Annotated in this window: 19 protein-coding genes; 3 read left to right on the plus strand and 16 right to left on the minus strand. The window is 69.5% G+C overall.

Translation table 11 applies throughout. The features are described from left to right. Positions 1-22: 22 nt before the first annotated feature. From AB0B97_RS11730 to AB0B97_RS11755, 6 genes are all read right to left on the minus strand, one after another. Positions 23-1,207, minus strand: coding sequence for a glycoside hydrolase family 88 protein (locus AB0B97_RS11730; RefSeq protein ID WP_357492886.1), 1,185 nt, complete (start codon positions 1,205-1,207; stop codon positions 23-25). An 84-nt stretch (positions 1,208-1,291) separates the two neighbouring features. Next, positions 1,292-1,969 (minus strand): hypothetical protein, encoded by a 678-nt coding sequence (locus tag AB0B97_RS11735; RefSeq protein WP_357492888.1) that lies wholly within the window; start codon positions 1,967-1,969, stop codon positions 1,292-1,294. 5 nt (positions 1,970-1,974) lie between these two features. Continuing rightward, on the minus strand, positions 1,975-2,871 hold the full coding sequence (locus tag AB0B97_RS11740; RefSeq protein ID WP_357492890.1) for a carbohydrate ABC transporter permease: 897 nt from the start codon (positions 2,869-2,871) through the stop codon (positions 1,975-1,977). Next, entirely contained in the window at positions 2,871-3,776 is a 906-nt protein-coding gene (locus tag AB0B97_RS11745) for a sugar ABC transporter permease (RefSeq protein ID WP_357492892.1), read from the minus strand. Before AB0B97_RS11745 ends, AB0B97_RS11740 begins: the two co-directional genes overlap by 1 nt. A gap of 76 nt (positions 3,777-3,852) precedes the next feature. Next, complete coding sequence (locus tag AB0B97_RS11750) at positions 3,853-5,157, minus strand: extracellular solute-binding protein (RefSeq protein ID WP_357492894.1); 1,305 nt, start codon at positions 5,155-5,157, stop codon at positions 3,853-3,855. Beyond that, the gene (locus AB0B97_RS11755; protein ID WP_357492896.1) at positions 5,154-7,193 is read right to left on the minus strand and encodes a DUF2264 domain-containing protein; all 2,040 of its coding nucleotides are present in this window, start codon (positions 7,191-7,193) and stop codon (positions 5,154-5,156) included. The genes AB0B97_RS11750 and AB0B97_RS11755 overlap by 4 nt, the downstream gene beginning before the upstream one ends. Before the next feature lie 392 nt (positions 7,194-7,585). Here AB0B97_RS11755 and AB0B97_RS11760 point away from each other — a divergent pair, with 392 nt between their 5' ends. Beyond that, on the plus strand, positions 7,586-8,725 hold the full coding sequence (locus tag AB0B97_RS11760; RefSeq protein WP_357492898.1) for a substrate-binding domain-containing protein: 1,140 nt from the start codon (positions 7,586-7,588) through the stop codon (positions 8,723-8,725). Positions 8,726-9,205: 480 nt separating this feature from the next. Next, entirely contained in the window at positions 9,206-10,615 is a 1,410-nt protein-coding gene (locus AB0B97_RS11765; protein ID WP_357492900.1) for a ricin-type beta-trefoil lectin domain protein, read from the plus strand. Between the two features lie 76 nt (positions 10,616-10,691). On the opposite strand, the gene AB0B97_RS11770 is transcribed toward AB0B97_RS11765, so the two are convergent. The 7 genes from AB0B97_RS11770 to AB0B97_RS11800 all read right to left on the minus strand — a co-directional run bounded on the left by AB0B97_RS11770 (position 10,692) and on the right by AB0B97_RS11800 (position 20,272). Continuing rightward, positions 10,692-11,705, minus strand: coding sequence for a LacI family DNA-binding transcriptional regulator (locus AB0B97_RS11770; protein WP_357492902.1), 1,014 nt, complete (start codon positions 11,703-11,705; stop codon positions 10,692-10,694). A 76-nt stretch (positions 11,706-11,781) separates the two neighbouring features. Then, positions 11,782-13,509 (minus strand): IlvD/Edd family dehydratase, encoded by a 1,728-nt coding sequence (locus tag AB0B97_RS11775; protein WP_357492904.1) that lies wholly within the window; start codon positions 13,507-13,509, stop codon positions 11,782-11,784. A gap of 49 nt (positions 13,510-13,558) precedes the next feature. Continuing rightward, positions 13,559-14,443, minus strand: coding sequence for a carbohydrate ABC transporter permease (locus AB0B97_RS11780; RefSeq protein WP_234581062.1), 885 nt, complete (start codon positions 14,441-14,443; stop codon positions 13,559-13,561). Further along, positions 14,444-15,385, minus strand: a complete 942-nt coding sequence (locus AB0B97_RS11785; RefSeq protein WP_357492906.1) for a sugar ABC transporter permease — start codon at positions 15,383-15,385, stop codon at positions 14,444-14,446. 69 nt (positions 15,386-15,454) lie between these two features. Continuing rightward, positions 15,455-16,795 carry an extracellular solute-binding protein gene (locus tag AB0B97_RS11790; RefSeq protein WP_357492908.1) on the minus strand — a complete coding sequence of 447 codons (1,341 nt, stop codon included), beginning with the start codon at positions 16,793-16,795 and terminating at the stop codon, positions 15,455-15,457. Between the two features lie 104 nt (positions 16,796-16,899). After that, entirely contained in the window at positions 16,900-19,077 is a 2,178-nt protein-coding gene (locus AB0B97_RS11795) for an alpha/beta hydrolase-fold protein (RefSeq protein ID WP_357492910.1), read from the minus strand. A gap of 172 nt (positions 19,078-19,249) precedes the next feature. Next, positions 19,250-20,272 (minus strand): LacI family DNA-binding transcriptional regulator, encoded by a 1,023-nt coding sequence (locus AB0B97_RS11800; protein WP_357492912.1) that lies wholly within the window; start codon positions 20,270-20,272, stop codon positions 19,250-19,252. Positions 20,273-20,959: 687 nt separating this feature from the next. Here AB0B97_RS11800 and AB0B97_RS11805 point away from each other — a divergent pair. Then, on the plus strand, positions 20,960-22,483 hold the full coding sequence (locus AB0B97_RS11805) for an alpha-N-arabinofuranosidase (protein ID WP_357492914.1): 1,524 nt from the start codon (positions 20,960-20,962) through the stop codon (positions 22,481-22,483). A 255-nt stretch (positions 22,484-22,738) separates the two neighbouring features. On the opposite strand, the gene AB0B97_RS11810 is transcribed toward AB0B97_RS11805, so the two are convergent. From AB0B97_RS11810 to AB0B97_RS11820, 3 genes are read right to left on the minus strand one after another with little or no spacing between them, the layout of a single operon-like run. Next, positions 22,739-24,256, minus strand: coding sequence for an aldehyde dehydrogenase family protein (locus tag AB0B97_RS11810; protein ID WP_357492916.1), 1,518 nt, complete (start codon positions 24,254-24,256; stop codon positions 22,739-22,741). Beyond that, positions 24,253-25,461: a fumarylacetoacetate hydrolase family protein gene (locus AB0B97_RS11815; protein WP_357492918.1), complete on the minus strand. Its 1,209-nt coding sequence runs from the start codon at positions 25,459-25,461 to the stop codon at positions 24,253-24,255. Before AB0B97_RS11815 ends, AB0B97_RS11810 begins: the two co-directional genes overlap by 4 nt. Then, positions 25,458-26,639, minus strand: coding sequence for a mandelate racemase/muconate lactonizing enzyme family protein (locus tag AB0B97_RS11820; RefSeq protein WP_357492920.1), 1,182 nt, complete (start codon positions 26,637-26,639; stop codon positions 25,458-25,460). The genes AB0B97_RS11815 and AB0B97_RS11820 overlap by 4 nt, the downstream gene beginning before the upstream one ends. Positions 26,640-26,644: the final 5 nt, after the last annotated feature.

Below are 26,644 nucleotides of genomic sequence, written 5' to 3' on the forward strand. Positions count from 1 at the left end.
CGGTGCGGGACGATCGCGGTGGTCACCAAGGGCTGGTCCAGCCAGGGATCGTGGCGCGGGTGAGGGCTTCCAGGTAGAAGTAGTCGCCCCACAGGGTTCCCTCGTCGACTCCGATGCCCTTGGGCTTGTCGTAGACGCCATGCAGGATCAGCGCGTTCGAGACCGGATGGCCGCCGGTGGAGTAGTGGCTGATGAGCGAGCGCAGGATCTCGGTGGCAGCTGTCCGGTACCGGTCGGCGCTGGCCGTGTCGGTGAGGCTGTCGGCGAGTTCGACCAGGCCGCAGGCGGCGATGGCCGCGGCCGAACTGTCCCGCTCCTGACCGCTGCCGTCGCCGAATTCCAGGTCCCAGTACGCGACGTGATCGTTCGGCAGGCGGGCGAGGAAGCGGTCCGCGCAGATCCTCGCGGCGGCGAGCAGCGCGGGGTCGCCCGTGTGTCGATGGTTGAGACTGAACCCGTAGATGCCCCATGCCTGCCCGCGGGCCCAGCAGGAGTGGTCGGCGTGGCCCTGCTCGGTTTCGCCCCGTAGCGGCACCCCACTGTCGGGGTCCCAGTAGAAGGTGTGGAACGTGGTGCCGTCCGGGCGCAGGAGGTGCCGGCGTAGCTGGGCAGCGTGCCGGCGGGCCGCCGCGGCGTAGCGGTCGTCGCCTGTCGTGTGGCTGGCCCAGAAGAGCAGCGGCGTGTTCATGAGGCTGTCGATGATGGTGCGGCCACGTTGCCGGGGGTCACTCAGGTCGCCCCAGGCCTGAATGATCCCGGCGGGTTCGAGGATGCGCGTCATCAGGTGGTCGGCGGCGGCGAGAGCCGCGCCCCGGGCCCGCGGATCGCCGGTACGGCGGGCCGAGGTGACGCAGGCGAGGGTATAGAGGAACCCGAGGTCGTGGGTGTCCAGGTCGATGCCGCGGGTCATCCGGGTCACGAAGCTGTCCACGTGGGACAGCGCGGCCCGCCGGTGGCTCTCCGCACCGGTCAGATCATGTGCCAGCCAGAGCATCCCGGGCCAGAAGCTGGTGGTCCAGCCGATGTTGGCGCCCTCGGGCTGGCCACCGCCCGCCGGCCGCAGCGGGTAGCGGTTGGCGGCGGTGGTGTCCGCGGGGTACCGGTCGCCGAAGGTGGCGATGTTCGCGTCGATGGTGCGTATCGCGGCGGCCACCGCGGCCGCCATGGCGTCTGCGTCGGAGCTGGGACGGACGTCGGTCGCCGTCATGGATGCTGTTCCCCCTCGTGGGTACGGGCCGGTGCCGGGCAGGTGTGCTGTCGGCGTCCCGGCTCGGTAGCCGGTACGTGGTGCTCAGGTGCTCTGCGGTGCGGTCGTCGGTGGGTCGAGGGCGGCGCGCATTGTGAAGCGGCTGTTGGCCCACACGACGTAGAGCAGTGGCGCGGCGGCGAGGCCGAGCGCGATCGCGGGGCGGGCCGCCAGGATCTGTGCGAGCAGCACGAGGACGAAAAGAGACACGGCGGTGAGGTACCACCGGCGCACCGCCAGATACACGCAGGCGCGGGCCACCTCACGCAACCGCGCGGTGGGTCGCTCGGCGACGGTCACCAACCCCAGCAACGTGGTGGCGACGGTGAGGACGATCAGGGTCGCCAGCACCGGCAGTGCGAGTGCCCCGACCCGGTGGCCCCACGCGGCGCGGGCGTCGACGGCGAGCACGACCAGGGCGGCCATGGCTGTCGCCGTCCAGAGCATCGCCGGCCGGGCGGTGGCTCGCCAGGCGCGGCGGTAGGTGCGCAGTACGCCGCCGGTGTCGCCGGCCGAATAGGCGGACATGACCGCGAAGACCGCACAGAGCCCGGGCGCGCAGAGCGGGGCGGTCAGCGCGTACAGCGGCCAGGAGCGCGCCGCCTCGGTGGTGAACGCGAGCGTCACCAGTGGCAGGCAACCGAGCACCAGCAGCAGGTTGCTGACGAGCGCGACGTAGAACCCGTCGAAGACGGCGGCGATGGTGTGGTGGCGCGAACGCATGGGCCTCAACCCTTCAGTCCGGTCGTGGCGATGCCCTCGATGAAGTGGCGCTGGCCGAGCAGGAAGATGACCGCGACGGGCAGCACGGACAGCACGGAGCCCGTCATGATCAGCGCGTACTCGGCGTTGTACTGCGAGATGAAGGTGTTGAGCCCCAACTGGATGGTGCGCAGCTCCGGGCTGCGCAGGTAGACCAGCGGGCCCAGGTAGTCGTTCCAGGTGGTCACGAACGTCAGCAGGGCGAGGCTGGCCAGCGCCGGTCGGGACAGCGGCAGCATGATCCGTCGGTAGATGCCGAACTCGCTGAGCCCGTCCACCCGCGCCGACTCGCTCAGCTCCTCGGGGATCGTCTCGTAGAACTGCTTCATCAGGAACACGCCGAACGCGCCGAACGCCTGCAGCGCGACGATCGACCACAGCGTGTTCGACAACTGCAACTTCGACATGAGGATGAACTGCGGAATCATGTACGACTGCCACGGCACCGCGATCGTCCCGACGTACGCCAGGAAGAGCGCGTTGCGGCCGGGAAAGCGGACGCGGGCGAAGCCGTACGCGGCGAAGCTGCCGGTCACCACCTGGAGGAAGCTGACGAGCACCGACAGCAGCAACGTGTTTCCCAGCCAGGTCGTCATGTCCGAGCGCTGCCAGATGTCGAGGTAGTTCCGCCACACCACCGGATCGGGGAGCCAGGTGATCGGGATGGTGAAGACGTCGCTGTTGGTCTTCAACGACGCCACCACCATCCAGTAGAACGGCAGCAGCAGCCCGGCCGCCGCGAGCACGAGGGCGGCGTACCCGACGAGCCGCCAGCCCCGGGACCGGGCCTGCCGGCCGGGTGCGCTGCGGTCTCCGGGCGCGGCGACGGCCGGGGTGGGCAGGGAGAGGTCGGTCGCGGTCATCAGCTGTTCCTCCGCTTGTTGACCATGAACTGGATCACCGTGATGCCGAAGCAGATGGCGAACAGGACGATGGAGACCGCCGATGCGTAGCCGAACTGGTTCTCCTCGAAGCCCTTCTGGTAGATGTACTGCGAGAGCACCAGCGTCGACTGGCCCGGTCCGCCGCCGGTCATCACGAGGATGAGGTCGAAGACCTTGAAACTCTCGATGGTGAGCAGCACCGTGACGAAGAACGTGGTGTGTCGCAGGCCGGGGACTGTCACGTGCACGAACCGCTGCCACGCTGAGGCGCCGTCGGTCTCGGCCGCTTCGTATAGCTGGGCCGGGATGGTCTGCAGGCCGGCCAGGAACAGCAGCATGTAGTAACCCATGTACCGCCAGGTGCCGACGATGATGACCGCCGGCATCGACCAGGTCGACGACGTGGTCCAGCCCGGGGCATCGTCCACCCCGACGGCACCGAGGAGAGCGTTGATCGGGCCGTACTCCGGGCTGAACAGCTGGTTCCAGACGATCGCGATCGCCACGATCGAGGTGATGTACGGAAAGAAGGCGACCGTGCGGAAGAACCGCACGCCACGCAGTTTGCGGTTGAGCAGCAGCGCCAGCCCGAGTGCCGCCGCGAGGGTCAGCGGGATGTGGAAGACCGTGTAGTAGACGGTGTTGCGCAGAGCGGTCCAGAAGCTCGAGTCGTCCCACATGCGCCGGAAATTGGCGGTGCCGGTCCACTCGGCCACCCCGAAGACGTTCCAGTTGGTGAAGGCCACGTAGAACAGCACGACGACGGGTAGCAGGGTGAACCCGGCGAAGCCGACGAAGTTGGGCAGGATGAACGACCAACCGGCGACCGTGTTGCGCGACACCAGCCGCCGGCGCCTGGGCCGCGTGCGCGGCAATGTTGTCATGGGCAGTCTCCGGGAGCGTTCGGCTCGGCGGCGGATCCGGCGCGCGGCGAAGGCGCGCGCCGGACCCGCCATCAGCTCACTGGTTGAGGACCTCGTTCTTGGCACGGGTCTGCGCCTTGCTCAGTTCCGCGTCGACGCCCTTGCCGTCGGAGAGGATCGCCGAGTGCGTCTCGTTGAGGAGGTTCTGCAGGCCGGCGGTGTGCTTCGACACCGGGTTCTCCGGCTTGACGGTGTGCTTCGCGTAGGCGAACTTCGACAGGTCGTCCTGCGGTACGCCGTCCAGCCCGAACAGCGTCGCGGTGACCGCGTCGGTGACCTGGGCCGGGGTGATGCCGATCCCGGCCAGCGCCTTTGCGGCGTCCGGGCCGCCCGCGTAGCGGAGGAAGGCCTTGGCCGCGGCGACCTTCGACTTGCTGATCTTCGGGTTGATCCCCAGGCCAGTCGGGTCGCCGAAGGTGACAGGAGTGGCGGAGGTGCCGGTGGTGGACTTGTCGAACTGCGGCGCCGGTGCCATGCCCCACCCGAACGTGTCGGCGTCTCCGCTCTTGCGCTGGTTGAGCAGCGTGGCCACGTACCAGGTGCCCATCAGCAGCATCGCCGACTGCTGCTTGCCGAACTGCGCCTGGTAGGTGAGTTTGTTGGTCTTCGCCGTGCCGAAGGTCGGCTGCGCGCCGGCCGCCTGCAGGTCCAGTGACCGCTCGTAGTACGGCTTCAGGTAGCCGAAGTCCCCGGAGAGCAGATCCGCGTTGGGGGTCTGGGCGAGCGCGAATCCCTGCACTGTCGACTGGAAGGTGTGCTGGTACGCGCCCGTCGCGTTCGAGCCGGCCCCCTTCAGCCCGGTGTGCAGCCGCTTCGCCGCGTCGGTGTAGTCGTCCCAGGTCCAGCTGCCGTCCGGCGGGGCCACCTTCGCCTTCGCGAACAGGTCCTTGTTGTAGAACAGCACCCACGAGTCCTGCCGGTACGGCACCGCGTACGCCTTGCCGTCCACCTGGTACGGCGTGAGCGCCGGGCTCGAGCCGAGACCGGAGGTGACGTCGGAGACGTCGAGCAGCTGACCACCGCTCTGGTACGTGTAGAAGTTCTTGAGGGTCTTCATGACGTAGACGTCCGGGGCGGTGCCGGCGGCCAGGTCCGTGATCATCTGGGTGTCGTAGTCGTTGCCTGCGGCGTACTCCTTGAGCTGCACCGTCACGTTCGGGTGGGTTGCCTTGAAGCCGTCGGCGAGCGTCTTGAACTCGGGCGTGGACGACAGGGTCCAGCCGGCCAGGGTGATGGTCACCGGGGCATTGGGGTCGACCGGCTCGTCTCCGCCGCCGCAACCGGCGAGAACAAGCGTCAGGGCCGTCGCAGCGCTGATGACGGCGGGTATCGCACGCTTCATCCCTTTCTCCTTAGGTCAGGGGCCCGGTCGGGCCCGCACTGCAACCAGGCCGCGTGGCTGGGCCTGGGGTGCTCCGTGTCCAGATGGGTCGACGTGCTGATCCCGTCGGGCCAGTCCACCGCCAGGTGGAGGCCCCGCGCGTCCTCGGTGATCACGGCCTGGCAGGCCTGCCCGACCCGGGACGCCGGCACCGTGGACAACTCGAGGAGGGCCGCGGCCCATGCGCCCGGCCGGACGGGGTGCTCCAGCCAGGGCACGACCAGCCCGCCGGCCAGGGGCCCGCCGTGCGCAAGGGTGGTGGCGCCGGCGGTTCCGCCGCCGTGCACGCTCTCGAGCCGACTGGTCAGGCCGGCGCCGGTCACGGCCGCCGCGTCGCCGCGAAGGGTTGCCGTCGCGTCCCCGGCAATGGCCCAGCCGCCGATCCGTAGCCGCAGCGCATCGGCCTCGATGCCGTCGGCGAGGTCGTCGACGCGGGTCAGACGCAGCTCCCAGGGGCCACGGACCACCGAGTACACGGTGAGGTGCCCGGCCGGTCGGGACCGGCCCGCCCGGCCGCCGCCATGATCGCGTTGGCCCGGGTCCGGGTCGACCCAGCGGGCGAGGCCACGTGACCCGGCCACGCCCACGCCGTCGGTGTCGACGTGCACGGTCAGCAGGCGCATTCCGGCGCGGTGGGTGGCCCGGCCCGCGCCGTCGACGAGAGTGACGGACTGGTCGAGTGGGCTGGCCCAGCCGCTGTCGTCGAGGACGGGGCTGGTGGCGGTGGAGTAGCCCAGTCGCGCGTAGAGCGGGGAGTCTCCGACAGTGGCGCCCTCTACGGCGTGGTCGGTGCCGTGGTTGACGACACGGACGATGCCGTCGGCACGGGTGCCGGAGACCAACCAGCCTGGCGCGCGCACCGCCCGCACCGCGTCCCGCTCCTCGACGGGCAGCGGCTCCTCGGGAGCTGTCCACACCGGATGTTCGGCGGGTAGCGCGATGCCGAGCAGGCCCTTGCTGGCCCAGTACGGCGAGCCCGGTCCGGAGTAGGACTGCGCCAGTCTCGGCCACGACCGGTGCCAGCCGGTGGTGAGCAGTCCTCGTTCGTCCGGGGCCCCGTTGGCGACGAAGTGGCGCACGATGCGGGTGGCCGCGCCACGCAACTGGCCGAGGCTGACCGAGGGCACGCCGGCGATCGCACCGACCCAGAACGGCGCCGCCGCGGCGAAGCGGTAGATCAGGCTTCGCCCCTGGATCAGCGGCGACCCGTCGGCGCCCACGAGCGCGACCGCGTCGCTCAGGAAGCGGTCGAGGCTGGCCAGGTCCCGATCGCGACGCTGCTCGGCCAGGTCCGCAGCGCCGGCCATCCGGGCCCACAGCGTCGGATACAGGTGCAGGGCCCAGCCCACATAGTGGTCGTACGCGCGGTGTGGCCCGTCGGACATCCAGCCGTCCCGGCGGGCGAAGCCGTCGTGCGTGCTCAGGTCCGCGGCCATCTCGTCGAGCGAGTGCGGCCCACCCACCGAACGCAGGAACGTCTGTACGACCAGCCGGAACCAGACCCAGTTGATCTGTGGATACGTGTCGTCGCCGACCGCCGGGCGCAGGTAGTCGACCACCCGCTCGTGCACCGCGGACGGCAGCCGGTCCCAGATCCACGGGCGGGTCAGGTCCAGGACCAGCGCGATGGAGGCGGCTTCCACCTTCGCCTGGGGGTGCTCGTCCAGGCGCACCCAGCGGTCCGGGGAGCCCGGATCGGTGCCGGCGGCGATGCCGGCCGCGTACCTGTCGACGAGCTCGTCCATGCCCACTCCCCTGGCCCCCGCGATGCGGAAGCCGGCCAGGAGGAAGGTGCGGGCGAAACCCTCGAGGCCGTCAACGGCCCGCCCGTAACCGCCCTCCGGCCCGGGAAGGTTGACGAGGGCGTGGCCGGGCGACGCGAACGGCCGGACCGCGGCGAGCATCCGGTCGGCCAGGCCCAGCCAGTCGTCCCGGCTCCAGGTCGCGGCCTCCGAGGCCGTCCCCGGCGTTGACCGGCCGGCCGTCCCGGACGTCATCCCAGATCCTGTCGCATCGATCCGTCTCCGTGGAATGTGGCGAGCGAGGGCGTTGCCAGGAATGTGACGCCCCGGCATCCGTAGGGTTTCCGAAGTAAAACGCTCACATCAGATCAAGTCAATGCTGTTCTCAAACCAGACGAACACATACGATCAAAAAGGCACACACCGTCACCGGGGTCGGCCTGGGCCGGAGCTACCAACATTTGCCCTCAATGTGGACAGAAAGCTCCCATTGGAGATCGTTCCACCGCCTGCGGCCCGGGCAACCCTGCCCGCACACTGATCCATCACCACTCTGGACGCCATAACCGCTCTGATACGATCACAATCGATCACAGCCGCTCGGGTCGACGGCGGGTCACGACCGTCGCGTTCCTCGGAGGTCCCCCATGACCAAGGACAGTCCTGTCATCGCCACGGCGGAGGCTTCCCGCGCACCGCTTCAGGTCGCCCGCCGCCAGCAACTGTTGGCAGCGCTGCAACGCGACGGCTCGATGCGCATCTCCGACCTGTCGCACGTGCTGGGCGCCGCGCCGGTCACCATCCGGCGCGACATCGCGGAACTCGCCGCCGAAGGGTTGGTTCGCCGGGTCCACGGCGGGGTCGCCCTGATCCTGCCGGACGACGTCCCGGCACCCGACGAACCGCCCGCCGCAGCTCGGAACCCGCTCGTCGGACGCGTGCTCGGCATGCTGGTGCCCTCATTGGACTACTACTGGCCGGACGTGGCGCGCGGCGTCGAGGGCGCCGCCCGCGAGCTGGACATGCGTGTGGTGCTCCGCGGCTCCTCGTACGACACCGAGGACGACCAGCCGCAACTGGCCCGCCTGGTGGAGCGGATGGACGTGGACGCGCTGATCATCGCGCCGAGCATGGACTCGCCGACCGCCGAGCGCACCATCGAGTGGCTCGACCAGGTCGGCGTCCCGGTCGTCCTGCTGGAACGCACCGCCACGGTGGGCAGTCATCACGCCGTCCTGGAGTCGGTGGTCACCGACCATGCGCTCGGCGCGGCCATGGCCGTACGCCACCTCACCTCGCTCGGTCACCGCAAGGTCGGCCTGGTGCTCGACGCCAACAGCCCCACCAGCCAGCACGTGCGGCGTGGCTGGCTCGACGCCACCACCGAGTGCGGCCTCGATTCGGACGCGACGGTGGTGGCCGTGGTGCCCGACACGCGGTCACCGGAGCGGGACACGGTGCTCGACGACGTGCTCGACCAGTGCCAGGCGACCGGGACGACGGCACTGCTGGTGCACGCCGACGCCGAGGCGATCGCGCTGGTGCAGCGCTGCGAGGAGCGGCACCTGTCCGTTCCCGGCGACCTCTCCATCGTGGCGTACGACGACGAGATCGCCGGGCTCTTCAGCCCGCCGCTGACCGCGGTCCGACCGCCGCGACGCTCGATCGGCCGGGCTGCCGTACGCCTCGTCGCCGACCGGCTCGCCGACCCCGACCGCCCCACCCACCGGATCGTCATCAGCCCGTCGCTGCGGGTCCGGGGGTCGACCGCGCCACCACCCGCGTAGGGGCTCTTCGCGTTCCCGCCTCGGGAACGTTCAGCCGGTCGAAGACGCGCCGCTCGGGTCAGGTCCCGAGCGGCGCGTCGTGTTGGGACCCGGCGGGGGCCGCGCGCCGCTCGATTGACCCGTAACAGGCCCGAAACTACCGGTTGAAAATCCTGGAACATTCTGCGAGCCTGAGAGCCATCGATCGCTGTGAACGTTAACATGATCCACTCAGCTCTGGAGGCCCGAGCGTGACCGTCGAGCCCACCCCCAGCGGATCAGCATGATTTCCCGGAACCGTCCCCCCGGGCGTACCGAATCCGGACGCCCACTGTTTCCGGAACAGCCGCGATAGTTGCCGCTCTGATTGCGTCGCTGCTGGCCAGTCTCAGCTCCCGCGGCGACTACGGCCTGCTGCCGTACCGGGCGGGTCGGCTGACGCTGCAACGCCGACGATCGGACAGCGTCGGGGCACTCATCCACCACCAGGAGGTACCGACAGTGCGAGGACCCGCAGACCACCCCCCGCCCCCGGGTGACACCCATGCCGACCGAACGTCCCCGCGTTCGCGCGGACGGCTCCTCAAGCTCGCCGCGGCCGGGATCGCCGCAGCGGTCGGGCTGCTCACCATCACCGTGGCGACGGGGTCGGCATCGGCCGCCGACAACCCGTACCAGCGCGGCCCGGACCCCACCGCGGCCAGCGTCACCGCAGTGAACGGCCCCTTCGCGAACACGTCGGTAAGCGTCCCGACCGGGTACGGCTTCAACGGTGGCCGGATCTACTACCCGACCGACACCAGCCAGGGCACCTTCGGGGCCATCGCGATCTCCCCGGGTTACACCGCGTTGTTCTCCGCCGAACTGGCCTGGATGGGCCCGTGGCTGGCCTCCCACGGCTTCGTCGTGATCGGCATCGAGACCAACAGCCGCAACGACTTCGACACGGCCCGCGGCACCCAGTTGCTCGCCGCGCTGGACTACCTGACGCAGCAGAGCCCGGTACGCGACCGGGTCGACCCCAACCGGTTGGCGGTCGCAGGCCACTCCATGGGCGGCGGCGGGGCGCTGAGCGCAGCCACCAGGCGTCCGTCGCTGAAGGCGGTCGTCGGCATCGCGCCGTACTCGCCGTCGTCGAACCTGGCCAACGACCGGGTGCCCACCATGATCTTCGCCGGCCAGGCGGACACGGTGGTCACCCCGTCCTACGCCACCGGCCTGTACAACAGCCTCCCGACCACGACCGAGAGCACGTACCTGGAGGTCGCCGGCGCGGACCACGGGTTCATGGTCGGACGGTCGAACCCCGTGCTGGTCCGGACCATGCTGCCGTTCGTCAAGATGTTCCTCGACAACGACGCCCGGTACAGCCAGTTCCTCTGCCCGCTGCTGGACAACAGCGGCGTGGTCACCTACCGCAGCACCTGCCCGCTGCTGCCGTCGACGCCGACCAGCCCGACGCCGACCACCACCCCGACGAGCACCCCGACACCGACGCCCACCGTCACACCCACCACACCGCCCGGCTCGGCCAGCCAGATCGTCGGCACGCAGTCCGGCCGGTGCGTCGACGTGCCCAACGCCTCGCGCACCAATGGCACGCGGGTGCACCTCTGGGACTGCAACAGGCAGACCAACCAGGCGTGGACCTACACCGCCAACAAACAACTACAGGTGTACGGCACCATGTGCCTGGACGCGGCGGGCACCGGTAACGGCGCGGCCGTGCAGATCTACAGCTGCCACGGCCAGACCAACCAGCAGTGGAACGTCAACTCCAACGGCACCATCAGCAGCGTCCAGTCCGGACGATGCCTGGACGTCTGGAGCACCGCCAACGGCGCCCAGGTCCAGCTCTACGACTGCCACGGCCAGACCAACCAGCAGTTCCGGCTCACCGCCCTGAACTAATGATCACGGTTGGACCGAACCGGGCGGGCTCGGCGTCACGCCGAGCCCGCTCGGGCGGGCGGCGGGTCACAGTCGCTCACGTGCCGCTCAGCGGCGCTGTGCTCGCACGCACCACGAGCTTGGGGACGACCAACGGCAGTGGCTGCGGCGCCGTGTCGTCGATGGCCTGGGTGACGGCAGTGATGGCCCGTTGACCTACCGCGCCGAAATCCTGCTGGATCGTGGTCAGCGGCGGAATCAGGTACGCCGCCTCGGGGACGTCGTCGAATCCGACGACGGAGATGTCCTCGGGCACTCGCCGTCCCCGTTCGTGCAGCGCGCGCAGCACCCCGATGGCCATCTGGTCGTTGGCGGCGAAGACCGCGGTGGTCCCGGGCATCTCGCAGATCCGCAGTCCGGCGACATAGCCGCTGTGGGCCATCCAGTCACCCTGGACCGGCTCGGGCGGGCGTAGGCCCGCCGCACTCATCGCCGCACGCCAGCCGTCGCGGCGGGCGCGAGCCTCCGCCCAGTTGAGCGGACCTGACACATGCACGATCTCCTGGTGCCCGAGGCCGAGCAGGTGGTCGGTCGCCATCCGGGCGCCGAGCACCTGGTCGACGCCGACGGTGACGCTGGCCCTGGACAGATCGCCCTCCACGACCACGAAGGGGACACCGGATCGGGTCATCCGCACCACCTCGAGAGCCTCGTCGTTGCCGGCGATCATCACGACGCCCTCCACGCCGACGCGCATGAGGTGTTCGGTGGCGTCGCTGAGCGCGCGTACCGTCACCTCCGAGAGGCTCACCGAGGTGGCGAAGTAGCCGGCGGCGCGGGCGGCATCCTCGACGCTGCGGTGAATACTCGTCGGACCGAACAGCGTCCTGGCCGTACCGATGATGCCGATCATCCCGGAGCGTCCGCGAACCAGCGCGCGGGCTGCGGTGTTGGGGCGGTAGTCGAGCCGTCGGATGGCCTCGAGAACCCGCTCCCGCGTCTCGCGCCTGATGGCGGGTGCCCCGTTGATGACCCGGGACACCGTCTGGTGCGACACGCCCGCCAGCCGGGCGACGTCCGCCATCACCGGTGGCCGATGGGCGGCGGTCACCGCTTTCTCCGTGTGAACTCGCACTGGCGGGCCGTCCGTTCTTCCATGAGTCGTTTCCTCGTACGTTCCGGGGCCGTCAGTGTGAGTGACGGGGCACTGCGCTGCCACTGCCACCGACGAGGAAGTCGAGGTCCGCGCCGCTGTCGGCCTGCAGAACATGCTCGCTGTACAGCCGCGTCCACCCTCGATCGGCCACCGGCGGTGGCGGTTCCCAGGCGGCACGGCGTTCGGCGAGTTCGGCATCGTCGACCAGGAGGTCCAGGCGACGCGTGGTGACGTCGACGTGGACCAGGTCGCCGGTGCGTACCAGCGCGAGAGGCCCGCCCACGGAGGCCTCCGGCGCCACGTGCAGGACGCACGTGCCGTAGCCGGTGCCGCTCATGCGGGCGTCCGAGATCCGCACCATGTCCGTGATGCCGTCGGCGAGCAACCGGCGGGGCATGGGCACGTTCCCCACCTCCGGGAAGCCCGGGTAGCCACGTGGGCCGGCATTGCGCACGACGATCACCGTGTCGGCTGTGACGTCGAGGTCCGGGTCGTCGGCGGCGACGACGTACTCCTCGATCCGGTCGAAGACGAGCGCCGGGCCGGTGTGCGTGAGGAGGTGGGCCGAGGCCGCGGAGACCTTCAGCACCGCCCCGGACGGCGCGAGCGACCCGCGCAGCACGACGGTCCCCGAACCGGCGGCCTGGAACGGCTCCTCCATGGTGGCGATGACGTCCCGGTTCCAGCACTGCGCGCCGTCGACGTTCTCCGCCACGCTCCTGCCACTGACGGTGATGTGGTTCGTGTGCAGCAGCGGCGCGAGCTCCTTCATCACCACCGGAAGGCCCCCCGCGTAGGCGAAGTCCTCCATCAGGTACGCCCCGGACGGCATCAGGTTGACCAGCAGCGGCACGTCTGCGGTGAGGGTGTCGAAGTCCTCCAACGACAGGGGCACGCCGAGGCGGCCGGCGATCGCGAGCAGGTGCACGACGGCGTTGGTGGAGCCACCGATCGCGGCGTTGACCCGGATCGCGTTCTCGAACGCCTCCCGGGTGAGCACCGAGGACAGCCGCTGGTCCTCGCCGACCATGGCGACGATCCGGCGGCCTGCGGCCTGGGCGAGCGCGTACCGCCGGGAGTCGACTGCCGGCACGGCGGCGGCCCCCGGCAGTTGCACGCCCAGCGCCTCGGTCACGCACGCCATCGTGGAGGCGGTGCCCATTGTCATGCAGTGGCCCCGGCTGCGGGACATGCCGACCTCCGCCTCGGCGCAGTCCGCGGCGGTCATCCGGCCGGCCCGCATCTCCTCCGTGAAGCGCCAGACGACGGTGCCCGAGCCGATGTCCTGACCGCGGAACTTGCCGTTGAGCATCGGCCCGCCGGTCATCATCAGCGTCGGCAGGTCGACGCTCGCCGCCCCCATCAGCAGGCCCGGAGTGGTCTTGTCGCAGCCGGAGAGGAGGACCACCCCGTCGAGCGGGTTGGCGCGGACCGACTCCTCCAACTCCATCGCCAGCAGGTTGCGGTAGAGCATGGTGGTGGGTCGCATGAGCGGCTCACCCAGGCTCATCGCGGGGAATTCCAGCGGCAGACCGCCGCTCTCCCACACGCCCCGCTTCACCGATTCGGCCAGGTCGCGCAGGTGGGCGTTGCAGGGCGTCAGCTCCGACCAGGTGGTGGCGATGCCGATCACCGGGCGACCGTCGAAGACGTCGTCCGCGAAACCCTGGTTGCGCATCCAGGACCGATGGATGAACCCGTTACGGCCTTCCGCGCCGAACCACTGCCCGCTACGCAGCGCTCGATCCGTCGTCGACATCAGCACACCTTTCTGTTCATCCGCCCGGGCTCCTGGTGGGAAGGGCGGCCTACCGGAGGCCTCCGACGGACAGTCCGCCGCGCCAGTGTCGTTGCAGGCTGAAGAACGCGATGACCAGTGGGATCACGGACACGAGCGAGCCCAGGATGATGAGGCTCCACAGCGAGGTGCCTCCCGAGTTGTTCGCCGACGCGATCCCCTGCCAGAGGCCTAGGCCGACGGTGACCGGGAAGAGCCGGTTGTCCGAGAGCATGGCCAGGGGCAGGAAGTAGTTGTTCCAGGACGCCACGGCCGACAGGAGCAGCACGGTGACCACCGCGGGGCGCATCAGCGGAAGGGCGATCTGGATGAACGTCCGCACCTCTCCCGCCCCGTCGACCCGCGCCGCGTCCAGGAGTTCGTCCGGCACCGCGTCGCGCGCGTACACGTGCATCAGGTAGACGCCGAACGGGTTGAGCAGCGACGGGAGGATCACCGCCCAGACCGTGTTCGTCATGCCGAGCCGGGAGAACATGATGAAGGTCGGGATGACCAGGGCGGTGGCGGGCACCATCAGCGCGCCGAGCACGACGGCGAAGCTGAAGCGCCGCGCGGCGAACCGGTACTTGGCGAAGCCGTAGCCAGCCATGACCGACAGGACCGTGGCGCCGATTCCGCCGGCGATGGCGTACAGGGTGGAGTTGAGGATCCACCGCAGGTAGATGCCACCGTCGTAGGTGAAGAGCTGCTTGAGGTTGCCGAGGTAGTCGATCTGGTCGGTGAACCAGAGGGTGTTGCCGCCACCGAACAGGCCCGGCGCGTCCTTGGAGCTGTTGACGATGACCCACCAGAACGGCACGAGGAAATAGATCACCAGGAAGCCGAGGAGGATCTGCAGAGGGAGATAGCGCTGCGGGCGGCGAGAGCCTGCGCGGACGCTTGTGTGGTCGGTCATCTACAGGAAGCTCCTCCGCTTGCGGGTGAAGAACAGGAAGGCGTACACGCAGATGAACACGATGCCGCCGAGGGCGAACGAGATCGCGGACCCGTAGTTGAAGTTGGCGAGCGAGAACGCCTGTTGGTACGCGTACATGTTGGGCGTGAAGTCGGAGCCGATCGTGCCCGCGGCGAGGTAGCGCAGGATCTGCGGTTCGTTGAAGAACTGCAGGGTGCCGATGAGCGAGAAGACCAGGATCAGGATCAACGCGGGCGCGATCAGCGGGATCTTGATGCGGGTCGCGATCTGCCATCGTCCGGCGCCGTCCATCCGGGCGGCCTCGTAGAGCGTCGGGTCGACTCCCTGCAACGCCGCGTACAGGATGATCATGTAGTAGCCCGCCCACTGCCAGGTGACGACGTTGAGCAGGCCATAGAAGATCAGGTTGCTGCCCAGGAAGTCGGGCGCGGTGGCGCCGAACAGACCGAAGATGTCGGTGAGCGGGCCGAAGCCCTTGCTGTAGAGGAACCCCCACATCACCGCCCCGATGACGGTGGGGATCGCGTACGGCAGAAAGATCATGAGGCGGGAGAAGCGCGCGAACAGCGTGGTCACCGAGTCCAGGATGAGGGCCATCACGAGCGCGAGGACGATCTGCAGCGGAATGGAGACGAGCGAGAAGCGGATGACGAACCACGCCCCGGACAGGAAGCTCGGGTCGGTGAACGCCTTCACGTAGTTGTCGAAGAGGACGAAGCTGGTGCCGCCGATCAGCTTCTTCTGAAAGAGGCTGAGGTACAGCGCGTACGCCAGCGGCGCGATGAGGAACGCCAGGAAGACGACAGCGAATGGCCCGACGAAGAGCCACCCCATCAGGTGCTCGCGGAGGTGCACCTTGCCACGGATCTTGCGCGTCTCATTCTGGGGACGCCGTGCGCGCTTCTCGGTCAGGAGTGTCATCTTTGGTCTCCGGGACGTGGACGCTGGGGACCGTGGGTGGGCCGGCCGGTGCCGGCCCACCCATCGGTGTCACTGAACGGTGAAGCCCTGTTCCTTGGCGTACTTCGCCACGTCCTCCTGGAGCTTGTCGGCAGCCTGCGACCCGGTGACGGAGCCCTTGATGATCTCGCTGACCTGCTTCGTCATGGCGTCGAGGTAGTACTGACCGAAGGGCGCGTAGGCGACACCCTTGTAGGCCTCGGCGGCGGGAAGGTAGACCTCCTTGTTCGCCTGCTGGCCGTCGAAGAACGCCACCTTCAGGTCGACGAACGCGGGATCCTTGAGCGCCGTGAGGTTCAGCGGGAAGATGATCTGGTTGGTCCAGCCGTCGGTGAGTGACTCCTTGTCGGCGTAGAGCCCGTAGGCGACCTTCGCCGCCAGCTCCGGCTTCTTCGCCTGCTTGGTCACCGAGAAGGCCGACCCACCCCAGTTCACCTGCACCGGGTTGGCCGGATCCCACTGCGGCAGCGGCGCCACCGCGAACTTGCCGGTGTCCTGACCCTTACCGACACCCGCGCCGGTGAGGTAGCCGGGCGCCCAGGCCGCCGAGATGTACGTCGCGTACTTGCCGTTGATCACGCCGGAGATGTACTCCGGGGTGAACTGGTCCTGCGTACCGACCAGGCCCTTGCGGGCGAGCCCGCCCCAGTAGTCGAGCACGTCCTTGGACGCCTGGTCGTTGAGCTTCACCCCGATCGACTTCGGCTGCGCCGGATCGAAGGTGAAGGGCGCGGCGCCCTTCTGGATCTGCAGCGCCATCAGGACCGCCGGGACGTTCGCGCCGAGGTCCCCGAACAGCGGACCACCGGCGTCCTTGACCTTCTGCGCGGCCTGCTCGTACTCGGCCCAGGTCTTCGGCGGACTGATCTTGTACTTGTCGAAGATGTCCTTCCGGTAGATCATGCCCATCGGGCCACCGTCGACCGGAACGCCGTAGACCGCGTCGCCGACCGACACGTCCTTCCAGGCGCCCTCGCCGTAGTTGGCCTTGACCGCGTCGTAGCCGTACTGCTTGATGTCGACGAGCGCGCCCTGGATCTGGAAGGTCGGGATTCGGTCCGCCTCGACCATGATCACGTCGGGAGCGCCGGTGCCCGCCGAGATGGCCGTCTGGAACTTGTCGTACTCGTCGCCGCCCTGCCCGACGTTGGTCCAGCAGACCTGCACGTCGTCGTGCAGCTTGTTGAAGTTGTCGACGACGAGCTGCGTGTTGGGGTACCACCCCCACATCGTCACGACCGGCACGTTCTGCTTGGTGATGGTGTTCGTGCAGTTGCTCGCGTCGCTGCCGCCCTCGTCCGAGGAGCAGGCGACCAGGCCGCTCCCGACCGCGAGCATGGCCACCGTGGCGAGTATGCGACTTCTCTTCATTGAGATGGTTCCCTTCGGTGGTGGCGGTGCACAGGCATCCGTGCGCTGGGCGGGCGCCACCGGGGCAGGAGAACCCTGCTCCCGGTGGCGTCGCCGGGGGGCTCCTAGCGCTTGAACAGACGCGGCGCCAGGTCGATGAGGTTCTTCTGCCACACGTCCCAGCCGTGCGGGCCGGGGGTGACGCCGTCGAACTCGTAGCGGATACCGAGGGTGTTCAGCGTGGTCAGCGAGGCCATGAAGCTCGGGTACACGAAGTCGGTCTGGTCGCCCACGTACAGGCGCAGCATCTTCGTCCCGTTGTTGATCGCGGCCACGTCGACGCCGGTGCCGCTGCCGAACCCGGCCGAGAGGGCCGCCACGTAGGCGAACTCCCCCGGGTAGGCCCGCAGCACGCCCAGCGCCTGCCCGCCGCCCATCGACAGGCCGGCGAGGGCCTGCTGGGACGGATCACTGGAGACGTGGTAGCGGGCCCTGGCCGTCGGCACGATGTTCTCCAACAGCTCCTTGTTGAAGTTCGACGAGTTGCCGTTGCCCATCACCACGACCATGGGCGTGAGGTCGCCGTCGAGGAACTGATGGTCGAGGATCTGCTTGGCGCGTCCCATCTCGACCCAGTCCGTGTAGCTCTGGCCGCTGCCGTGCTGGAGATAGAGGACGGGATACGGCTGTGCCCGGCCCGGGTCGTACCCCGGTGGGGTCCACACCAGCGCGGTGCGGTCCTGCCCCGCCACCGTGCTGGTGTAGGTCATGCTCTCGACCTTCCCGCCCTGGCCGGCGGGGACGTCCGACAGCAGTCGGGCGCCCGGCCCCGGGAGGAGGAAGGTGCTCCACATCGGTTCGGAGGTCACAGTCGTCGGGTTCGAGACGTCCTTGAACGGGACCCGGTCGACGATCAGCCGGTAGTAGTAGAACCAGGGCTTCAGCGGCCCCACTGTCGCCCGCCACCGGTCGCCGTCCCGCGTCATCGGCACGCGCAGCCAGCTGCCGCCCGGCGCGATGTTGGCCCACACCGTGACGTGCTGAGCGTCAGTGAAGTCCGTGGTCGTCTCGAAGGTGACGAACCCGCCCTCGCTGACGAAGGGCGTCGGGGTGGTGCCGGCCGGCGGCGGGTTGAACTCGCGCTTCAACGGCTGGTGACCGGCACTCGGGCCGTGATCCGCCACGTGCCGGAACAGCCGCGGCAGGAAGTCCACCAGGTTCTCCTGCCAGGTGGTCCAGTTCGCGCCGCCGTCCGGGTCGACCCCGTCGAACTCGAACCTGACGTCGGCTCGATCCAATGCCTTCATCAGCCGGTAGGTGGTGTTGTACGCGGGATCGGTGACGTTTCCGGTGTAGAGGCGCAGCAACCTGACGTCGCGGTTGATCGCCTTGGCGTCCCTGCGGTCGATCGCCGGAGCCGCCGTGCCCGAGAACGATCCGACGTAGCCGAACTGGCGTGGCGTGGCGAGCGCTGCCGCCAGCGCCTGCGTGCCCTCCTCGGACACTCCCGCGATGGCCTGGTGCGCGGGATCGCGAAGGACCCGGTAGTGGTCGGCGACCGCCTTGCGCAGATCCTTCAACTCCCGATCGTCCGCGCTGTCGGCGATCACCACCACCATCGGCTGCAGGACGCCGGCCGCCGAGAGATTGTCGAGAATCTGCTTCGTGCGCCCGAGGTCGAGCCAGTCGGTGGCGGCCACACCGTCGCCCGACTCCAGGAACAGCGTGGGGTAGCCCTTCGGTGTCCTGGCCGCGTACCCCGGCGGAGTCCAGACCAGGGCCGAGCGCTGCTCGCCGCGCACCCGGTAGGTCAACGTCCCGACCGCACCGCCGGTGCCGGCTGGGACGTCGGCCAGCCAGCGTGCCGAATCGCCCTCGACCAGGAAGGTGCTCAGGAGCGGGTCGGACGCCACGCTCGTGCCGTTCGTCGGGTCCTTGATGGTTTTGGTGTCGTCGGCGGTGAGCTGGTAGTGGTACAGCCCGGGCTTCAGCGCACCCAGCACACCGGACCACACGTCACCGCGCCGGGTCAGACCGAATTCCGCCCAGGCGGCGGACGGTCCAAAGTTTCCCTCGACGACGACCTGCGAGACAGTGCCCAGCTTCTCCTGGACGTACGCGGCCGGCACGGAGAACGAGGCGTAGCGGTCCGGGGAGACGGCCAGCCACGGCGTGTCCGCCGCTGCCGGTTGCGGCGCGAGGAGCACCGCCGCGGCGGCGATGACGCCTGCGGTGAACGCCGCCGACAGCCGTCGGCGTACGCCCGGGCGGCGTAAGCGCCCGTGATACTGTTCGGTAGTCACACTCCACTCCCTTCAAGGTGCCGGCAGCGGATGCGACCCGACTGACCGGCGCAACTCAACGGTGGATCTGACCGTGTGTGCTTCGTGCACCTCCTTCAGGCTGCTCCCACGGGCACACCTGACCTGCTCGCCCGGTCGGGAGCGATCAGGCTCGGGCACCCGTTGGCGGATGTCATTGTCGTGCCGCGCTCTTCGGTGCTGCGGTCGAGCTGCGGACCACGAGGCTGGTCGGTAGCACTAGTTGGTTCGGTTCGTCCCACTCGCCCGTCACCAGTGACTTGAGCATCCGCGCGGCCTCGTAGCCGAGCTGATACATCGACTGGTCCACTGTGGTCAGACCCGGCTCGGTCGACGCCGACTCGGGGATGTTGTCGAACCCGACGACGGACAGGTCCCCCGGGACGGAGAGCCCCAGCTCCCTGGCGACCTCCAGGACCTTGAGAGCCATCCCGTCGCTCGCCGCGAAGATCGCCGACGGCGGATCCGCTCGGCGCAGCAGCGCTCGCGCCAACGGAGTTGCGGACTCGGGGTTGAAATCCCCCCTGCCGATCAACGTCGGGTCGACCGGGACGCCGGCCTCGGCCAGCGCCGCCCGGTAGCCCTCCTCCCGCGACCACGCCGAGGCCAGACTGTCGCGACCCGCGATGAACCCGATGCGCCGGTGGCCCAGACCGAGCAGGTGCTCGACCGCGGTGGTCGCGCCCACGAGGTTGTCGGCGGTGACCGAGGGCGCCGTCGAGCCCCGTACCGGGTCGATGGCCACGACCGGCGTCCGGCTGCGCACCTCACCCCAGGGCGTGACGACGATGCACCCGTCGGTGAGGGTGCCCGACAGGCGGGTCAGGTGCCGCTGCTCCCAACCCTCCGAGTACGACCCGTAGAGGTCGCTGTTGGCGTAGATGATGAGGTCGAAGCCGGAGCGACTCAGGGCCTTCATGACCCCCTTGAGCACCTCCGCCGTGAACGACTGGAAGCTGTGCGCCACGAGGCCCAGAACGTTGGTGCGGCTGCGTCGGAGGCTCGACGCCACCAGGCTCGACTCGTAGCCGAGCTGCTCGATGGCGGTACGGACCCGAGCGATCGTCCGGGCGCTGACGCCGTAATGCCCGTTGACCACGCGCGAGACGGTGGCTGTGGAAACGCCTGCGACCCGGGCGACATCACTCATTGTTACCGGCGCATTGGCTTCAATCATGCGGCTCTCTCTGGACTGCAATCGTTATCGGTTACGTTTCCAGGATGTTGCCAACGTAACGGACACCGATTACGAACACAAGACCTCTTCGCCTCTTCGCGATGCGCGACCGGGACGTCCTAACGGGATGCTCGCAGGGTGCACTTCCCACTGTGGTAACCGATCGGGAGAACGCGATCGGCTGCCACCACCGGCGGTCGAAGCGGACCGCGATTTCCGCGCCCGCTCCACCCCGAACAACGAGACGGCACTCTCCGTCAGGAACCATTCCCGGACGTCGGTGAACGCCGACCGACATGAGGGTCGACGGTCCCCGGGCGGCAGCGCGCCGGGACGGGGCGTGCGGGCACGACAGCCGCACCCGCGGGGGGCGTGTTGCGGAGCCGCCCGGCGCGGACATTGACCACGGGCGCCGTGTTCCCTTGCGCAAACGTGATCGGTAACGTTTACATAGATCGAGAACGTAATCGACGATCATGGCGATGTCCAGAGCTCGCACCTACCCGCCACCCCCCGGGTCCCGCCGCCGCGATGCAGGTCTCGACGTCGGGGCCTCGCACGAAGGGAGCCCGCCCTGAACACCCCCCTCGACCATGGGCCGCAGCGCTCGGCCGGCCGCACGACCCCACTCCCCCACCGCGCCGCACCGCCGGTCCAGCACCCACGCGACAAGCAGGGAGGGCAGTCGTGAACGCCGCGCGCCTGCTCCTGGACCCCCGTCGACGCGTCGCACCGGTGCCACGACGGCTCTTCGGCTCGTTCGTCGAGCACCTGGGCCGCTGCGTCTACACCGGAATCTATGAGCCGGGCCACCCGAGCGCCGACGCGGACGGCTTCCGAGGCGACGTCCTCGCGCTCGTCCGAGAGCTGGGCGTCACCACGGTCCGATACCCGGGCGGCAACTTCGTCTCCTCCTACCGCTGGGAGGACGGCATCGGCCCGGTCGACAAACGACCGGCACGGCTCGACCTCGCCTGGCACAGCCTGGAGACCAACGCGTTCGGGCTGGACGAGTTCATGCGCTGGGTCGGCAAGGCGGGCGTCGACCCGATCATGGCGGTCAACCTCGGCACCCGCGGCACCGCTGAAGCCGTCGACCTGCTGGAGTACGCCAACCACCGCGCGGGGAGCCACCTCGCCGATCAACGCCGCGACAACGGCGCCGTCGACCCGTACGGGATCAGGCTGTGGTGCCTGGGCAACGAGATGGACGGCCCGTGGCAGGTGGGCCAGCGCAGCGCGACCGAGTACGGGCGACTCGCGGCGCAGACCGCGAAGGCGATGCGCCGCTTCGACCCCGATCTCGAACTCGTCGCCTGCGGCTCCTCCTACCTCGGCATGCCGACCTTCGGCAGCTGGGAGCGTGACGTGCTGACCGAGGCGTACGACGACGTCGACCTGATCTCGCTGCACGCCTACTACCAGCCGGTCGACGACGACCTGCCCAGCTTCCTCGCCTCGGGCGAGGACATGGACAGGTACATCGACGCGGTCACCGCGATCGCCGACTCGGTAGGTGCGATCCGCCGGTCGACCAAGAAGATCATGATCGCGTTCGACGAGTGGAACGTCTGGTACCAGTCGGCCGCGCCGTCCACACCGCCCAGCGGGGAGGACTGGCCTGTCGCGCCGCCCCTGCTGGAGGACCACTACAGCGTGGCCGACGCCGTCGTCGTCGGTGGCCTGCTGATCAGCCTGCTGCGGCACAGCGACCGGGTGACCGCCGCGTGCCAGGCCCAACTGGTCAACGTCATCGCACCGATCATGACCGAACCGGGCGGCTCGGCCTGGCGGCAGACCATCTTCCACCCCTTCGCCCGCACGGCCCGGCACGCCCAGGGCGCCGTCCTCGACGTGCTCCTGGACAGCAGCACGACGAGCACCGACCGCTACGGCGCGGTCAACGCGGTCGACGCGGCCTCCACCTGGGACGACGACACCGGGGAGATGACCGTCTTCCTCGTCAACCGGGTCGTCGACACCGCGGCCGAGGTGACGGTCGAGGTCGCCGGCGCCCAGGTCGGCGGGATCATCGAGTGCGTCACCGTCGGCGGCGCCGACCTCGACGCCAAGAACACCGCCGACGGTCCGGACCACGCCGAGCCGCGCGCCAACGACACGGTCCGGGGCAGCGGCGCCAGCGTCGAGCTGACTCTCCCGCCCGCGTCCTGGACCATGCTGCGACTCCGTGCCACCGACGTGACGTCGTGAGCCGCCCCGGCCGCGCAACCCTGGCTTTCACCAGGGGTGCGCGGCCGGGACTTCCCCAAAACCAGGAATTGCATTGACGGTCAGGATGGGCCCGGGAATGGGATCCGAAAGCGCCGTCGAAAACAATTCGGGCACGCGTCAGCGACGCCCCGGCGACCGGCGTGCGAATTCGGTGTCGGTTCCGTTTCCGCACGGAATTCGCGCGCCACCCACGGGTGGCCCACAAAAGCACCCGGGAGAGACCGGCAGGCGCGATTATTCGGCCGCCGGCGCCAACCTCCCGTCGACTCGCCGCGGAATGGCGGTGTACTCGTCGCGCAACTCCTCGGGAAGAACCCAGGCCGGGGCGTCCTGCCACGCCAACGGGCGCAGGAACCGTCGGATCGAGGTGGCGCCCACCGACGTGTGCACGGCGTTCGTCGACGGCCAGGGTCCACCGTGGTGCTGCGCCCACGACACCCGCACACCCGTGGGATAGCCGTCGAAGACGATGCGACCCGCGCGGGCGGCGAGCACGTCGACCAGCCGGCGTACGACATCGGCGTCGTCACCGGAGCCACGATGGACGGAGCCGGTCAGCGACGGGGGCACGGCGCCCAGCGCGGCGTCGAGTTCGGCGGCGTCGTGATACCGGACCACGACCATGAGCGGACCGAAGCACTCGTCGGCGATCTCGGCGGTCAGGCCCGGCAGATCGACCTCCAGGAGCCTCGGTGCGGCGGTGAAGCCCGCGCCGGCGTCGTCCTGGGCCCGTGCCGAGATCCGGGCACCGGCCCGCTCGAACTCCGTGGCCCGGCTCTCGTACGCGTCCCGGATGCGCTCGTTGAGCAGAACCGTGCCGCCCGAGTTGGCCACCTTCGACCGCAGGGCGTCGACCAACTGGTCACCGCCCTGGTCCGCCGGGATGAACGCCAGGCCGGGCTTGGTGCACAGTTGGCCGCCGGAGGCGGTGAAGGAGCCGAAGAGACCCTCGGCGATCCGGTCACCCCGTTCGGCGGCCGCGGCGGGCAGGACGACGATCGGGTTGACGCTGCTCAGTTCGGCGTACAGGGGAATGGGATCGGGTCGTTCGTCGATGGCCGCCTGGATGGCGCGGGCCGCGTTCACCGAGCCGGTCAGGGCGGCCGCGCGGATCGCGGGGTGACGCACCAGCGAGCGGCCCGCCGGCTCCCCGTACACGGTCGCGATGACACCGTCGGGCCCGCCCAGGTCGCGGACGGCCGAGGCGATCGCGGCGGCGGAGGCGTGCGACGTCAACGGGTGCGACGGGTGGGCCTTCAGGACCGTGGGACAGCCGGCGGCCAGCGCGGCGGCCGTGTCACCGCCGGCGACCGAGAAGGCGAACGGGAAGTTGCTGGCACCGAAGACGGCGACCGGCCCGAGGGGTACGAGCATCCGCCGCACGTCCGGGCCGGGTCCGAGCGGTGTGTCGGCGGCGTGGTCGATGGCCGCCTCGACGTACGCCCCGTCGCGCAGCACCTCGCCGAACATCCGGAACTGGACGGCGGCCCGGGTGAGTTCCCCGTCGAGGCGCGCGTGGCTCAGCCCGGTCTCCGCCTCGGCGGCAGCGACCAGATCCACCCGGTGGGCCTCCAGCGACGCGGCGATCGCGTCCAGCAGCTCGGCCCGGCCGAGCCTCCCGAGGTCGGCCAACCACCGCGTCGCCAGGGACGCCTGACCGGTGATCACCTCCAGCCGAGACTCGTCGGTCTCGGTGAGATCCGTCGCGCGACGCCTACCGTCGCGCGGATCGACAGTGCTGACCACGTTCACAGCAGTCCTCTCCTTACCAGATTGCCCATGAGGTCGCGGACGCCGAAGTGCCAGGGCTCGCACTCCTCCGCGTGCCGCACCCGGTTGACCAGGGTCCCGAGTGCCGGGCAGCTGATCCGTACCACGTCATCGACCTTGTGGGTGAAGCCCTCGCCGGGGCGGTCCCGGTCCTGGATGGGCGCGAACATGGTGCCGAGCATCAGGGCGGCCCCGTCGGGATAGCGGTGGTGCGGACCGATCAACTGCCGCACCAGCTCCTCCGGGTCGCGCGACATCCGGGTCATCTCCGAGACCGCCTCCAGCAGGAAGCCGTCCTGACCGTGGACCTCCAGGCGCACCTCGAGTTCGCGTACCCGATCCATTCCGAACCGGTCGTCGAAGAGCCGGATCAGCGGACCGAGCGCGCAGGAGGCGTTGTTGTCCTTGGCCAGGGGAAGCAGGAGCGCCGAGCGGCCCTCGATGTCGCGCAGGTTCACGTCGTTGCCGAGGGTGGCGCCGACGATCCGGCCGCTGGACTGGACGACGAGCGTGATCTCGGGTTCCGGGTTGTTCCAGGTCGACGCGGCGAGCACGCCTACCGGAACGCCGGTGCCGACGGCGCTGAGGATCTGGCCCTTGGTGAAGATCTCGGCGTCCGGGCCGATCCCCACCTCCAGGTACTGGCTCCACATGCCCTCGGCGACCAGCAGGCTCTTGAGCCGGTCCGCCTCGGCCGAGCCCGCCTCCAGGTTGTGCAGGTCGACACCGATGTCGGCGAACATCCGTTGCCGGATGTCGGCCGCGAGCGCCAGGTCACCCCGCGCCCGTTCCTCGATGACGCGTTCGATCATCGAGATGGGGAAGGTCACGCCGGCGGCCTTGAGCGCCTGGAGGTCCACCGGGGCGAGCAGCCAGGGCCGAGCACGGTCCCGGGTCGCAGCCCCCGTGTTGGCCAGGATCGCCCCGAAGTCGCCCACCCGCGCCCCGTCGAGCCCGGCCACGGTCGCGGCGGGGTCGGGCAGCTCGCAGATGTCCCGTACGGTCGGGAACCGGTGGCTGAGGTCGATGACCTCGCCGTTGCGCACAGCCACGGGCGTGGGACCGTCGACGGACGGATCCCAGATCCGGCCGATCAGAACCGCGTCCGCATCGTCCGGCAACGCCTCGGCGGCGGTCCCGGCCCAGTCCACGCCGGCGGCCCCACCCCGGGGCCGTGGGACCGTCATGATCCGCTCTCCAGGTTGAAGAAGGACCGCTCGTCCCGGGGACGGATGTCGTAGACGGCGTCCTGGAACATCCGCAGCGGGTGCGGTGTGAACGGGTGCTGTTCGATCGCGGCGAGATCGACCTCGATGCCCAGACCGACACCGGTCGGGATGAGGATGTCGCCGTCCGGGGTCAGCACCAGTCGCTCGTTGGTGATCTCCGGACGCCAGGGCACGTCCGTCGCCATGATCTCCAGGTACCGGAAGTTGGGCAGCGTCGCCCCGAGTTGCAGGGTCGCGGCGGTGCTCAGTGGCCCGCTCGGGTTGTGCGGTGCGAAGCCCACGTAGCTGGTCGCGGCGAGGGTCGAGATGAAGGCCAGCTCCGCGATCCCGCCGGCGTGCGTCACATCGGGCTGGACGAAGTCGACAGCCTGGCGGGCCAACGCCGGAGCGAAGCCCTGCCGGCCGTACCACCGCTCCCCAGCCGCGATCGGCACCGGCGACGCGCGGCGGATGTCGACGAGCGCGTCGAGGTTGTCCGGCGGGCAGGGTTCCTCGAACCACACCGGGTCGAACTGGGCGATCTCGTTGGCGACCTTTATCGCGTGGCGGACGTCGAAACGGCCGTGCCCCTCGACGAACAGCTCGACATCGCGGCCCACGGCCCCACGGACGGCGTCGATCTGGGCGAGCACCCGGTCCAGCTGAGCGGTGCTGATGGTGAGGTCGTAGTTCTCGAACGGGTCCCACTTGAGGCCCCGGAAACCGGACTCGACAGTCCTGCGCGCCGCTGCCGCGTAATCCTCCGGCGTGACGGCCCCGGAGAACCAGCCATTCGCGTACGCCCGGACCCGGTCGCGGGTCGCGCCGCCGAGCAGTCGGGAGACCGGGACGCCGAGCTCGCGCGCCGAGATGTCCCAGAGGGCCATCTCCAGCGAACTCAACGCGGTCATGATGACCGGCCCGCCCCGCCAGTACCAGTCCCGCGCGGTCTCGTAGAGGATCTTCGAGATGCCTGTGGGGTCCAGGCCCACCACCGCCTCGGCCAGCTCGGCGATGGCGCCCTGGACGGCCCGTTCCTTGCCCTCCAGGGTTGCCTCACCGAGCCCGACGATCCCCTCGTCGGTGTGGACGCGCACGATGACGAGATTCGTGCGGTAGAAGTCGACGACAAGCGTGTCGACAGAGGTGATCTTCATAGTTC

The organism is Micromonospora sp. NPDC049004 (genome assembly GCF_040649315.1).
Lineage (GTDB): Bacteria > Actinomycetota > Actinomycetes > Mycobacteriales > Micromonosporaceae > Micromonospora.